This window comes from Betaproteobacteria bacterium (genome assembly GCA_016791345.1).
GTDB lineage: Bacteria > Pseudomonadota > Gammaproteobacteria > Burkholderiales > JAEUMW01 > JAEUMW01.
Map to the genome: position 1 here is coordinate 1 of JAEUMW010000250.1, position 12,417 is coordinate 12,417.

Here is a 12,417-nt window from a genome sequence, read left to right on the forward strand (position 1 = left end):
GAGCGGTTGCGCACCCAGCCACGGACGCCCAGGCGCATCGCGGCGTTGACCATGCTGACGCGATACGCGACGCCCTGCACACGACCCGAGATGACGAGGCGTCTGCAGATCGTTTCTGCGCTCATGAGTGAGTTTCGTTGAGACGGGATCGGGCAACTCGTCTAATATCGGGGCCGGTCCAACGGTGTGTCAAGGAGGAGGCCTTGCCATGATCGCGTCGCTGCTGCGCGTACCTGCCTATGTGACGCTGCTGTTCGCGGTGTCACTCACTGCTCGCGCTGATGACACGGCGAAGCCCTGGCCGCTCAGGGTGCCCGACGAGTCGACGATTCCTTCCGGGCCGATGGGCGACGCGGTTCGTCTCGGCCGCAACGTGGTCACCGACACCCAGAATCACGCGAAGGGCTACGTGGGCAACGGCCTCAACTGCACCTCCTGTCATCTGAACGGCGGCACCGTCGCTTGGGCATCGCCGTGGATCGGCATATGGGGCGTGTTTCCCGAGTATCGAGCACGCAACGCGAGTGTGAATCCTCTGCAGGAGCGAATCAACGACTGCTTCCGCCGCTCCATGAACGGCAAGGCACTCCCCCTGGACAGTCCCGAGATGATCGGCGTGCTTTCCTACATGTGGTGGGTGTCACAGGGGGTGCCGACCGGCATGAATGTCGAAGGGCGGGGCTTCAAGCGGATCAAGGCGCCTGCCAAACCGGATCCGGAAAAAGGCAAGGCGATCTACGCGGAAAAGTGCGCAGTCTGTCATGGTGCAGCGGGAGAGGGCATGACCAAGCCTGACGGGGGCTACCTGTTCCCGGCGCTTTGGGGACCGAAGTCGTTCAACATCGGTGCGGGGATGGCGCGGCTCAACAATGCCGCCGGGTTCGTCAAACAGAACATGCCGCTGGGTCAGGGCGGTACGCTATCGGATCAGGAAGCGTTCGACGTCGCCGCCTATTTCACCTCTCAGCCACGGCCTGATTTTTCTGGGAAGGGCGAGGACTGGCCTAAGGGCGACCGTCCGCCGGACGCCCGCTACTGATTCGGCGTCGCCTTCTCTCACATTGACAGGAGCATATACGTGAAGGTGATCTCGCTCGCTCGTTGTGCCACTCTTGGTGCCATTTTGATCGTCTCTGGCGGTGCATTTGCCCAGTCGCAGCCTGCTTCGGCCGACGTGAAGGCGGAAGCGGCGCAAACAAGCGACCACCGCCTGACCGGGCTGGCGGCGGTCTACAACGACCGTCTCAACGGTCACAAGACCGCGAGTGGCAAACGTTACGACAAGAAGGCGCTGACGGCCGCGCATCCGACGCTGCCATTCGGCTCGAAGGTGAAGATCACGAACGACAAGAACGGCAAGAGCGTCGTCGTGACCATCAACGACCGCGGGCCGACACAGCCGGAGCGCGTCTTCGACATCTCGCAGGCCGCGGCGAAGAAGCTCGGCATGGGACCGAAGAGCACCGTGCCGGTCACCGCGGAAGTCGTCGGCTAGTCCGCGGTTCCGCAGATGTCCATGCGCAGCGTGCGGCTTCCTTCCGGAGAGACGATCCGGGTGCTCGGTCAGGGCACGTGGCACATGGGCGAGGCGGCCGGGCGTCGCAGGGAAGAGGTCGCGGCGCTCCAGCTCGGCATCGATCTCGGGTTGACACTCATCGACACGGCCGAGATGTACGCCGATGGCTCGGCGGAGGAAGTCGTCGGCGAGGCGATCGCCGGGCGGCGCGACGAGGTGTTCCTCGTGAGCAAGGTGCTGCCACAGAATGCGAGCCGCAGGCGCACCATCGCCGCCTGCGAGGCCAGTCTACGGCGGCTCGACACCGATCGGCTGGATCTCTATCTGCTGCACTGGCGCGGGCCGACACCGCTCGCGGAAACGCTCGAAGCCTTCGCGAAGCTCGCCGGGGCCGGCAAGATCCGCTTTTGGGGCGTCAGCAATTTCGACCGCGCCGACATGCAGGAGCTTGGCGCCGTGCCCGGCGGCGGTGCCGTCGCGACCAACCAGGTTCTCTACAATCTCACCCGCCGCGGCATCGAATTCGATCTCCTGCCCGCGTGCAACCGGCGCGGCGTGCCGGTCATGGCGTATTCGCCGATCGAACAGGGGCGCATGCTCGGCGATGCGACGCTGCAGGCAGTCGCCGCGCGACATGGGGCGACCGCCGCCCAGGTGGCGATCGCGTGGGTGCTGCGCCACGACGGCGTGGTCGCGATTCCGAAGGCCGGCAGCGCAGCGCATGTGCGGGAGAACCGCGCGGCGCTCGACCTGCACCTGACGCCAGAAGATCTCGACGAGCTGGATCGGGCGTACCCGCCGCCGCGCCGGGCAACGCCGCTGGAAGTGCTTTGAGGTGTCGGCAGCGCCGGTGCCTGCCCGTTTCACCGGACTTTCTCTATGATTGACGAGCCGCGGCGGCGCCACGTCGTGGCATCCCATACAGGCTTCGACGATCCGTGAAGAAGATCGCTTCATCCCCCCATTCCTCGTCTTTGCGCGCGAGCGCGCTGTGCCTGCTCGGCGCTGCGGGCTTTGCGCTGTCACCCGCCTCCGCGCCGGGCGCCGACAGCGGGACCTGCGGGCCGGACTCGCCGCCGGCGGTGCTGCGGCACGTGTCCACTTTCGACGAGTATGGTCCGCCGCCCGAGAGCCCCATCAGCGCGAGCTGGCAGGCGACCTACCCGTATGGCGGGTCCTCGTGGATGTCGGGGTTGCGCACGCTGGTCGAACCGACCAGTCAGCTCGCCTACAGCCGGGAGGTGCGGCGCAAGGGGGCCGGGGCGCTGCGCGCGCAGGTCGGCACGGCACCCTGCGATCGCAACGCGGTCATGGGTCAGGGGCAACTCTACCGCGCCGAGGCCGAGATCATGCACGACCGCATCAATTATCCGTGGGACGACGGCAAGTCGTACTGGGTGGGTTTCAGCGTGAACCCGACCGTCGTCCCGGACGGCGTGTGGTCCTTCTTCCAGGTGCACGCGCCGGTCAACAAGGGCGTCAAGGGGCCGGGCAGCAACGCCGTGACGATCGGCCCGCTGATTCGCGATGGCCGGCCCTACTATCGGCTCAACGTCGTCGACGGGGTCGACATGGCGGCGCTCGCCAACCCCAAGCCGTGCGCGCTGTGCGGAACGCAGGAAGTCTGGTCGGCGCCGATGCCACTCGACAAATGGGCGGACTTCGTATTGAACTTTTCCCTGTCGAGCGAGGGCAAAGGCTACGTTCACCTCTGGTACAACGGACGAAAGGTGTATTCCCGCACCGGAATGACCAACGTGCAGCACCTGGACGCAACCGCGACACCCTACGCCATCCGCACCAGCCTGCCGTCGCGCGTCGGCATCTACGGCCCCATGTGCGGTGTTTCCAATCCCTTCCGGGAGGCCTATTTCGACGAGTTCCGGGAAGCGGTCGGGTGCGACGGCTACAAGCTGGTCGATCCGGCGCAGTAGGCGCACCTGCGACTCGGCGTGCCGTGCGGACACCTCCCGGATCTGCCGGCGCAGCAGACGGATACACAGAGGCAGGAGCGACGCAGTCCCGGGCATCGCCCGGCCCCGCGCCATGACGACGACCGCCGCCGCCCGTCCCGAGCATCGCTGACCGCCGCGAGAGAATAACCGCCCCGAGATGTGGATCGTCCAGATCGCCCTGCGCCGACCGTACACGTTCATCGTGCTGGCGCTCCTGCTGCTGATCCTCGGTCCGCTCGTCATCCGCCGCACGCCGACCGACATCTTCCCCGCCATCGACATTCCGGTGGTGAGTGTGGTCTGGAGCTACAACGGGCTGCCCGCCGACGAGATGGCGACGCGCATGATCGCCAACTTCGAGCGCGCGCTCACCACCACCGTCAACGACATCGAGCACATCGAGTCGCAGTCGCTGCCGGGGGTCGGCGTGGTCAAGGTGTTCTTCCAGCCGCGCACGAACATCGACGTCGCCTTGAGCCAGGTCACGGCGATCTCGCAGACGCTGCTGCGCCAGCTCCCGCCCGGCTCGACACCGCCGCTCGTCCTTTCCTACAACGCCTCCAGCGTACCGATCCTGCAGCTCGCGCTCTCCAGCAGCAAGCTCGCGGAGCAGGAGCTCTTCGACCTCGGCAACCAGTTCATCCGCACGCAGCTCGCGACGGTGCAGGGGGCGTCGGTGCCGTTTCCCTACGGCGGCAAGACGCGGCAGGTCATGGTCGACCTCGACCCGGCCGCACTGCAATCGCGGCACCTCACGGCGGCCGACGTCTCCAGCGCGATCGGCGCGCAGAACGTGATCGTGCCAAGCGGCAGCCAGAAGCTCGGCGACATCCAGTACTCGATCAAGCTGAACGGCAGTCCGGTGCTCGTCGACGAACTCAACGATCTGCCGATCAAGACGGTCAACGGTGCCACCGTCTTTGTCCGCGACGTCGCCCATGTCCGCGACGGCTTCCCGCCGCAGCAGAACATCGTCCGCGTCGACGGCACGCGCGCGGCACTCATGACGATCCAGAAGACCGGCAGCGCCTCCACGCTGGACATCATCGAGCGCGTCAAGGAGCGTCTGCCGCTGATCCAGGAGCAGTCGCCGCCCGAACTCGACATCAGCCTGCTCGCCGACCAGTCGCTGTTCGTCAGCGCGGCGGTGGAGGGCGTGATCAAGGAAGGCGTGATCGCCGCCGTGCTGACGAGCGTGATGATCCTGATCTTTCTCGGCAGCTGGCGCAGCACGCTGATCATCGCGCTGTCGATCCCGCTCTCCGTGCTGGCGTCGATCATCACGCTGTCCGCGCTGGGCGAGACGATCAACATCATGACCCTGGGGGGTCTCGCGCTCGCGGTCGGCATCCTGGTCGATGACGCCACCGTCGCCATCGAGAACATCAACTACCATCTCGAGCAGGGCAAGGAAGTGGAGATCGCGATCCTCGACGGCGCACAGCAGATCGCGCTGCCGGCGCTGGTGTCGACACTTGCCATCTGCATCGTCTTCGTGCCCATGTTCTTTCTCGAAGGCGTCGCCCGCTTCCTTTTCGTGCCGATGGCGCAGGCGGTCGTCTTCGCGATGCTGGCCTCCTACATCCTGTCGCGCACGCTGGTGCCCACCCTCGCGAAGTATCTGCTGAAGCCGCACGCGGGCGAGGGCGAACGCGCGCGACCGAAGGGTGCGCTGGCGCGGTTTCAGCGCCGGTTTGAACGCGGCTTCGAGCGCACGCGCAACCGCTATCACGACCTCCTGACGCACGCCATCGCCGTGCGCGGCAGCTTCATTGCGCTCTTCCTGCTCGCCACCGTCGCCTCCTTCCTGCTGCTGCCGTGGGTCGGCCGCGACTTCTTTCCGGACGTCGATGCCGGACAGATCAAGCTGCACCTGCGCGCACCGACGGGCACGCGGGTGGAGGAGACGGCGCGGCTCGCGAACGAAGTGGAGACGGCGATCCGCAGCCTGATCCCGGGCGGCGAGATCGGGCACATCGTGGCCAACGTCGGCCTGCCGACGAGCGGCATCAATCTCTCGTACAGCAACTCGGCGCCGATCGGGTCGTCTGATGCGGACGTGCTGATCTCGCTCACGCCCGAGCACGGCCCCACGCAGAATTACATCCGCACGTTGCGGCGCGAGTTGCCCGAGCGCTTCCCGGGCGTCATGTTCGCCTTCCTGCCGGCGGACATCGTGAGCCAGATCCTCAACTTCGGTCTGCCCGCTCCCATCGACATCCAGATCGTCGGCAACAACTTCGACGCCAACCGCGTGTTCGCCGCGCGCCTGCTGGAGAAGGTACGGCGCATTCCCGGCACTGCGGACATGCGCATCCAGCAGGCCTTCAACCAGCCGGAACTGCGCGTCGAGGTCGATCGCAGCCGGGCGCTCGACCTCGGCCTTTCGCAGCGCGACGTTGCGAACAATCTTCTCATCACGCTGGCGGGGAGTTTCCAGACCGCACCGAGCTTCTGGCTCAACCGCAAGAACGGGGTGAGCTATCAGGTGGTCACGCAGGCGCCGGAGTACCGCGTGGCGGCGCTGCAGGATCTGCAGAATCTGCCGGTCGGCACCAGCGACGACGGCGACACGCAGATCCTCGGCGGCGTGGCGCGCATCACGCGCGGCTTCGGCATGGGTGTGGTGTCGCACTACAACGTCCAGAATACCGTCGACATCTTCGGTGCCGTGCAGGATCGCGACCTCGGCGGCGTGACGGCCGAGGTCGAGCGCGTGATCGAGGAGATGAAGCCGGAACTGCCGCGCGGCTCGCGCGTCGTCATGCGCGGCCAGGCAGAGACCCTGCAGTCTTCCTACCTCGGTCTGCTGAGCGGCCTCGTGCTGGCGATCGTGCTCGTCTACCTGCTGCTCGTCGTCAACTTCCAGTCGTGGACCGATCCCTTCATCATCATCACGGCGCTGCCGGCCGCGCTGGCGGGCATCGTCTGGATGCTGTTCATCACGCACACGCCCTTCAGCGTGCCGGCGCTCACCGGCGCGATCATGTGCATGGGCGTCGCCACTGCGAACAGCATCCTCATCGTGAGCTTCGCACGCGAGCGCCTGGCAGCGGGCGCCAGTGCTTCGCGGGCGGCGCTCGACGCGGGATTCGTGCGCCTGCGCCCGGTGCTGATGACCGCACTCGCCATGATCATCGGCATGGTGCCGCTCGCGCTGGGGCTGGGCGAGGGCGGCGAGCAGAACGCGCCGCTCGGCCGTGCGGTCATCGGCGGCCTGCTGCTCGCAACCGTATCGACGCTCTTCTTCGTGCCGACGGTGTTCGCGGTGATCCACACGCGCCGGCAGGCGAAGGCCGCTGCCGCCGAGGCGGGCGCATGACGCACGAAAGCAGACGGCCACCGCCGACGGGGCGCTCGATGCGCCTGGCGCTCATCCTCGTGGCCCTGCTCGCTCTCGTCGTCGCCGCGGGCGGCATCTACTCGCGCGTCAAGGCGCAATCCGCCCTGCGCACTGCTACGGAAGCGCAGGCGGTGGTCACCGTCGCGGTCACGACACCGCTGCAGGGAGCGAAGATCGAGAGTCTCGTCCTGCCCGGCGACGTGCTCGCCCTTACCGACACCCCCATCTATGCGCGCACCAGCGGCTATCTCAAGCGCTGGACGACGGAGATCGGCACGCGGGTGAAGGCGGGGCAACTGCTCGCGGAGATCGACACGCCCGAGGTCGACCAGCAACTGCGCCAGGCGCAGGCTGACCTGGCGACCGCCGAAGCGAACTTTGCGCTGGCGGAAAGCACCGCGAAGCGCTGGCGCGATCTGCGGCAGAGCGAATCGGTCACGCCGCAGGAACTCGACGAGAAGGTCGGCGATGCGGCCGCGAAGAAGGCACTGGTGGCGGCGGCGCGCGCCAACGTGCAGCGGCTGCGCGATCTGCAGAACTTCAAGCGCGTCGTTGCGCCATTCGACGGCGTCATCACGACGCGCAACACGCAGGTCGGCGATCTGATCGCGCCGCCGGCCGGTGGCAGTGCGAAGGAACTCTTCCGGCTGGCGGACGTGCACAGGATGCGCACGGTCGTGAACGTCCCCGAGCCGTTTGCCAGGAGCATGCGCCGCGGCGGCACCGCGGCAGTCGAGGTGGCGGAACTGCCGGGACGCCGCTTCGACGGCACCATCGCCCACCTGTCGGACGCCATCGATCCGGTCGCGCGGACCCTGCGGGTCGAGGTGTTCATCGACAACGCGAGCGGCGAGCTCTTTCCCGGAGCCTACGCGCGGGTGCACTTCGCGCTGCCGACGGACGAAGCCAAGCTGAGATTGCCGGTGAATACGCTCATCTTCTCGCGCGAAGGCGCGCAGGTCGCGACCGTCGACGGCGACGATCGCATCGCGCTCAAGAAGATCGCGATCGGCCGCGATTTCGGCACCGAGGTCGAGATCGAGAGCGGGCTGGCAGTGACCGATCGCGTGGTGGTCAATCCCCCCGACGCGGTTTTCGATCGGCAGAGCGTGCGTGTCGTCACGACGAAGGCGGACAGCGGATGAGCGCGCGCTTCGCATGGCGGCTCGCGCTGGGCCTCGCGGTCGCCTCTGCCGGGTGCTCGCTCGCACCGGAGTACAAGGTGCCAACGACACCCGAGATCGCTGCCTACCGCGCCGATCCCGCCTGGCAGCCGGCCGCTCCGGCGGATCGCCAGGCCAAGGGGCAGTGGTGGACGCTCTTCGGCGACCCGGAGCTCACCGCCCTCGAAGACGAGCTCATGCAGTCGAGCCTGACCCTGGAGGCTGCGTACGCGCGCTATCAGCAGTCGAACGCGTTGGCGCAGATCGCCCGGGCCGCGCTGTATCCGTCGCTCGATTCCCGGGGGCTGGTGACGCGCAACCGCCAGTCCGAGAACCGGCCGCTGCGCGGCGTGACCTCACCGACGCTGTACACCGATGCGCTGCTGGCGGCGAACGTGTCCTACGAGATCGATCTCTGGGGCCGCGTGCGCAACAGCGTCGCGGCGGCACAGGCGCGTGCCGAGGCGGCGGGCGACGACTTCGAGTCGGTCAGGCTCGGCCTGAGCGCGAATCTCGCCAATGACTATTTCATACTGCGCGGGCTCGATTCGGACATCGCCCTGCTGACCGAGACCGAGGCTGCCTATCGGCGCGCGGTCGAGCTGACGCAGAGCCGTTACGAGGGCGGCGTTGCGCGACGCTCGGATGTCGATCAGGCGTTGACGCAGTTGGAGACCGCGCGCGCCCTGCGCATCGACGCGAACCTGCGCCGGGAGCAGTTGCAGAACGCGATCGCGGTGCTGCTCGGCCGCGCACCCGAACACTTCACGCTGCCACCAGCGCCGCTCGCCCAACAGGTGCCGGCGGTGCCCGCAGAACTCCCGTCGGAACTGCTGCAGCGCCGCCCCGACATCGCTGCGGCGGAACGGCGCGTGGCGGCCGCCAACGCGGATGTCGGTGTCGCGCGCGCCGCCTACTACCCGAGTTTCAGCGTGAGCGGCATCTTCGGTTTCGAGAACGACCGGATCGGTGGCTGGATCAGCGCTCCCAATCGCTTCTGGGCGGTCGGGCCCGCGTTCGCCTGGCCGCTCTTCGATGGCGGTCGCCGTGCCGGGCTCAACGAGGAGGCGGCCGCCGCCTACACCGAAACCGTGGCCAACTATCGCGAGACGGTGATCCAGGCCTATCGCGAGGTCGAGGACAATCTCGCGGCGGTGAGGCAACTCGGCGAGGAGCGCGCCGCGCAGGCCGCAGCGGCCGAGCATGCACGGCAGGCGCTCGTGCAGACGCGCAACCGTTACGCCGGCGGCATCGCCCTCTACCTGGAGGTGGTGGTGCAGCAGAACGCGGCGCTCGCCGCCGAGCAGGCGGAACTCAACGCCCGCGTGCGGCAGTACTCCGCCGCGGTACAACTCGTCAAGGCACTCGGTGGCGGCTGGGAACCGGTGCGCGTCTCGCTCGACGAAACGAAGCCGCTCCGCTGAAAATTCTCTGCTTGATTCCCACGAGGCCGATCGCGCGCAGGACTGCGGCGCCCGCAGGCCCTTACCGCGCGATCAAGCCGCTGTAAGTGGCGCGTAAGGTTGGCGGAGTATGCTGAATATCGCTCGTGCACTTCCCCTCGCACCAAGAGGCGTTTGGTGCTTAGCGGCCCGCTTCGGCGGGCCCTTTCTTTTGCATTTCCCTTGAACTCAGTCGCCGCGCAGCGTACCGCTCGTTGCGAGATTGCTGTAATAGCGGAGCGCGCCCGGGTGGTACGGCAGAAAGCCATTGTGGGAGAAGTTCGAACGAACCGTCTCCGCCGCCACGGGATGGGCCCGGATCAGCACGTCCTGATTGGTAAACACGGCATCGACGATGGCATAGGCCAGGTCGTCGGGCAGGTCCTTGCTGGCAACCGCGAAGTTGTAGAGACCGACCGTGCGGTAACCCCGCAAGAGCGAGGGATACACGCCCGCGGGGATCACGGACGGCGTAAGCTCGGGCATCGCCAGGCGCAAGCTGACGATCTCCTTTTCGCTCAATGGCACGAACCGGATCGCCTTGCGGGCGTCCAGGCCCGACAAGGCGGGGAAGGGGGCGCCGACGGCGGCGGCGAGCGCGTCCAGCTTGCCGGCCAGGAACTGGTCCGCCATCTCATCCCACGTGCCGTGGACCAGTTCCGCCTCGATCTTGAACGTCGCCAGAAACAGCGGCATATAAGTGCCGGCAGTGCCCCCGGCAGGTCCGACGCCGATGCGTTTGCCCGCCATCCCGGCGAGCGACTGGATCGGCGAGTCCTTGGGCACCACGAAAGCGAACGGCGTGTCGTACATCGGGAAGAGCGCGCGCATGGACTGGAAGCGTTTGCCGTGAGTCCAGTCGCCCGTGCCGTTCCAGCCTTGCAGGGCGACGCCCATCGTGACGAAGCCGATCTGCGCATCGCCGGCTTCTATGAGCTGGATGTTTTCTCTGGGACCCTCAGTCGTCTGCTCCGCGACCGGCACGTCGAGGCTGCGCGTGAGCAGCAGCGCAAGACCTTCCCCATATGCGTGATAGGTCCCCCCCGGGGAGGCGGTCGCGACCGTCAGTGAAGGCGGCCAGTTCGGCTCGGCCGCAGGCGCTGTTGCAGGGTAAAGCGCGATCACGGCGGATATGAACGCCCCCACCAGGGCAAGCAGACGTCGCTTCATGACATTCGCTCCTGTATGGCACGGCGGATACCCGTGCCTCGGGCTAGGTCCGTCGATACCTGTCACCACCCCGCTTTCGTTCATGCTCGCACCCGTCGTCAGCCTGCAACCGGGGTTGCCGGTGTCGGCGGCGCGCTGGCTTCGGCCTCGTTCGTGTCGGCGAGCGGGAGAAGATCCTCGTCGTAGTCGCCGGCGAGCACCCGCTGCGCCTTCTCCATGTCGACCGCCCCTTCCCAGCGCGACACCACGATCGTGGCTACACCATTGCCGATCAAGTTGGTGATGGAGCGGGCTTCCGACAGGAAGCGGTCGACGCCGAGCAGCAGCGTGAGCCCTGCCACCGGCACCTTGCCGACCGACGAAAGTGTCGCCGCCAGGGTGATGAAGCCGCCGCCGGTCACGGCCGCGGCGCCCTTCGACGTGAGCAGCAGCACCGCGAGGATGGTGAGCTGATCCCACAGGGTGAGCGGGACGTCCGTCGCCTGCGCGATGAAGATCGCCGCCATCGTGAGGTAGATCGACGTGCCGTCGAGGTTGAACGAGTAGCCGGTCGGGATCACCAGTCCGACCACCGAGCGATCGCAGCCGAGCCGCTCCATCTTTTCCATCATGCGCGGCAGCACCGACTCGGAGGACGACGTGCCGAGCACGATGAAGATCTCCTCGCGGATGTACACGAGGAAGCGCCACAGGTTGAAGCCGGCGAATCGCGCCACCAGCCCGAGCACGACGAACACGAAGAGGAAGCAGGTGATGTAGACGCCCAGCATCAGCTCGCCGAGGGACAGCAGTGTGCCCATGCCGTACTTGCCGATGGTGAAGGCCATGGCAGCGCCGGCGCCGATCGGCGCGAGCTGCATGATCATCTCGATGATGCGAAACAGCACGTGTCCGGCTTCATCGAGCAGCTTGAGCATCCATTCGCCGCGCTTGCCGACCCAGTTCAACGCAATGCCGAAGAGGATGGCGAAGAGCAGCACCTGCAGGATCTCGCCCTTGGCGAAGGCGTCCACCACGGTGCTCGGAATGATGTTCATGAGGAACTCTTCCGTGGTGTGGGTCTTCGCCGCGGTGGCGTAGTTGGCGATGGCCTTGGTGTCGAGCGTAGCCGGATCGGCATGGATGCCGGCCCCGGGCTGGAGGACGTTGACGACGACGAGCCCGATGATGAGCGCGACGGTCGACATCACCTCGAAGTAGACCAGCGCCTTGATGCCGACGCGGCCGACGTCCTTCATGTGGCCCATCTTGGCGATGCCGACGACCACCGTGCAGAAGATGATCGGTGCGATCATCATCTTGATGAGCTTGATGAAAGCGTCCCCGAGCGGTTTCAGCGACTGCCCGACGTCGGGAAGGAAGAACCCGATCGCAACCCCGATCAGGATGCCGACGATCACGCGGAAATAAAGCGTGCTGTGGAACGGACGCTTGCTGGCCATTCTGCTCCTCCTCTTGATTTTTTCTTTATTGCGCTCTCGCCCGCACCCTACTCCCGGCGTTCGCGCGATTCAAGACAAACGCGAAGCAGAGGCTGGCTGTCAGGTGCGCCGTACGCTCTGATACCATCACTGCCTTACAGCCAGCTTTCAATGAAATCCCTGGTCACCCTGCTCGGCATCGACCTGCCGATCGTTCAGGCGCCCATGGCGGGCTCCCAGGACAGTGCGCTCGCCATTGCGGTGTCCAACGCCGGCGGTCTCGGTTCGCTGCCGTGCGCCATGCTCGGGGCCGACGCGCTCTCCGCGGAGCTGCAGCGCATCCGGGCGCAAACGTCGAAGCCGTTCAACGTCAATTTCTTCTGTCACCTGCCGCCGGCGCCGGACCC

Annotated in this window: 11 protein-coding genes; 8 read left to right on the plus strand and 3 right to left on the minus strand. The window is 66.6% G+C overall.

Features of this window, described 5'->3' with window-relative positions; all coding sequences use genetic code 11:
* Positions 1–125 (minus strand): acylphosphatase (locus JNK68_09750; GenBank protein ID MBL8540640.1); only part of this gene is annotated, 125 nt, incomplete at its 3' end.
* 83 nt (positions 126–208) lie between these two features.
* Here JNK68_09750 and JNK68_09755 point away from each other — a divergent pair.
* The 7 genes from JNK68_09755 (at position 209) to JNK68_09785 (ending at position 9,401) form a co-directional block, all read left to right on the plus strand.
* Positions 209–1,039, plus strand: a complete 831-nt coding sequence (locus tag JNK68_09755) for a c-type cytochrome (protein ID MBL8540641.1) — start codon at positions 209–211, stop codon at positions 1,037–1,039.
* 21 nt (positions 1,040–1,060) lie between these two features.
* A complete protein-coding gene (locus JNK68_09760; GenBank protein MBL8540642.1) occupies positions 1,061–1,495 on the plus strand; it encodes a septal ring lytic transglycosylase RlpA family protein in 435 nt (144 codons plus the stop codon).
* A 21-nt stretch (positions 1,496–1,516) separates the two neighbouring features.
* A complete protein-coding gene (locus tag JNK68_09765; GenBank protein ID MBL8540643.1) occupies positions 1,517–2,350 on the plus strand; it encodes an aldo/keto reductase in 834 nt (277 codons plus the stop codon).
* Positions 2,351–2,454: 104 nt separating this feature from the next.
* Positions 2,455–3,450 carry a heparin lyase I family protein gene (locus JNK68_09770; GenBank protein ID MBL8540644.1) on the plus strand — a complete coding sequence of 332 codons (996 nt, stop codon included), beginning with the start codon at positions 2,455–2,457 and terminating at the stop codon, positions 3,448–3,450.
* Positions 3,451–3,628: 178 nt separating this feature from the next.
* Positions 3,629–6,793, plus strand: a complete 3,165-nt coding sequence (locus JNK68_09775) for an efflux RND transporter permease subunit (GenBank protein ID MBL8540645.1) — start codon at positions 3,629–3,631, stop codon at positions 6,791–6,793.
* Entirely contained in the window at positions 6,790–7,959 is a 1,170-nt protein-coding gene (locus JNK68_09780; protein ID MBL8540646.1) for an efflux RND transporter periplasmic adaptor subunit, read from the plus strand. Before JNK68_09775 ends, JNK68_09780 begins: the two co-directional genes overlap by 4 nt.
* Entirely contained in the window at positions 7,956–9,401 is a 1,446-nt protein-coding gene (locus tag JNK68_09785) for an efflux transporter outer membrane subunit (protein ID MBL8540647.1), read from the plus strand. Before JNK68_09780 ends, JNK68_09785 begins: the two co-directional genes overlap by 4 nt.
* Positions 9,402–9,608: 207 nt before the next feature.
* On the opposite strand, the gene JNK68_09790 is transcribed toward JNK68_09785, so the two are convergent.
* Together JNK68_09790 and JNK68_09795 are read right to left on the minus strand one after the other, a co-directional pair.
* Positions 9,609–10,589 carry a TAXI family TRAP transporter solute-binding subunit gene (locus tag JNK68_09790; GenBank protein MBL8540648.1) on the minus strand — a complete coding sequence of 327 codons (981 nt, stop codon included), beginning with the start codon at positions 10,587–10,589 and terminating at the stop codon, positions 9,609–9,611.
* Positions 10,590–10,687: 98 nt separating this feature from the next.
* The gene (locus tag JNK68_09795; GenBank protein MBL8540649.1) at positions 10,688–12,031 is read right to left on the minus strand and encodes a dicarboxylate/amino acid:cation symporter; all 1,344 of its coding nucleotides are present in this window, start codon (positions 12,029–12,031) and stop codon (positions 10,688–10,690) included.
* Between the two features lie 150 nt (positions 12,032–12,181).
* Between JNK68_09795 and JNK68_09800 the strand changes: the two genes are divergently transcribed.
* On the plus strand, positions 12,182–12,417 hold a 236-nt coding region (locus tag JNK68_09800; GenBank protein MBL8540650.1), incomplete at its 3' end, for a nitronate monooxygenase.

What these genes read in the sequence shown, in the direction of transcription:
- JNK68_09795 (MBL8540649.1), bottom strand. Translation starts at nt 12,031, where the DNA reads ATGGCCAGCAAGCGTCCGTTCCACAGCACGCTTTATTTCCGCGTGATC.
- JNK68_09775 (MBL8540645.1), top strand. Translation starts at nt 3,629, where the DNA reads ATGTGGATCGTCCAGATCGCCCTGCGCCGACCGTACACGTTCATCGTG.
- JNK68_09765 (MBL8540643.1), top strand. Translation starts at nt 1,517, where the DNA reads ATGCGCAGCGTGCGGCTTCCTTCCGGAGAGACGATCCGGGTGCTCGGT.
- JNK68_09785 (MBL8540647.1), top strand. Translation starts at nt 7,956, where the DNA reads ATGAGCGCGCGCTTCGCATGGCGGCTCGCGCTGGGCCTCGCGGTCGCC.
- JNK68_09790 (MBL8540648.1), bottom strand. Translation starts at nt 10,589, where the DNA reads ATGAAGCGACGTCTGCTTGCCCTGGTGGGGGCGTTCATATCCGCCGTG.
- JNK68_09780 (MBL8540646.1), top strand. Translation starts at nt 6,790, where the DNA reads ATGACGCACGAAAGCAGACGGCCACCGCCGACGGGGCGCTCGATGCGC.
- JNK68_09755 (MBL8540641.1), top strand. Translation starts at nt 209, where the DNA reads ATGATCGCGTCGCTGCTGCGCGTACCTGCCTATGTGACGCTGCTGTTC.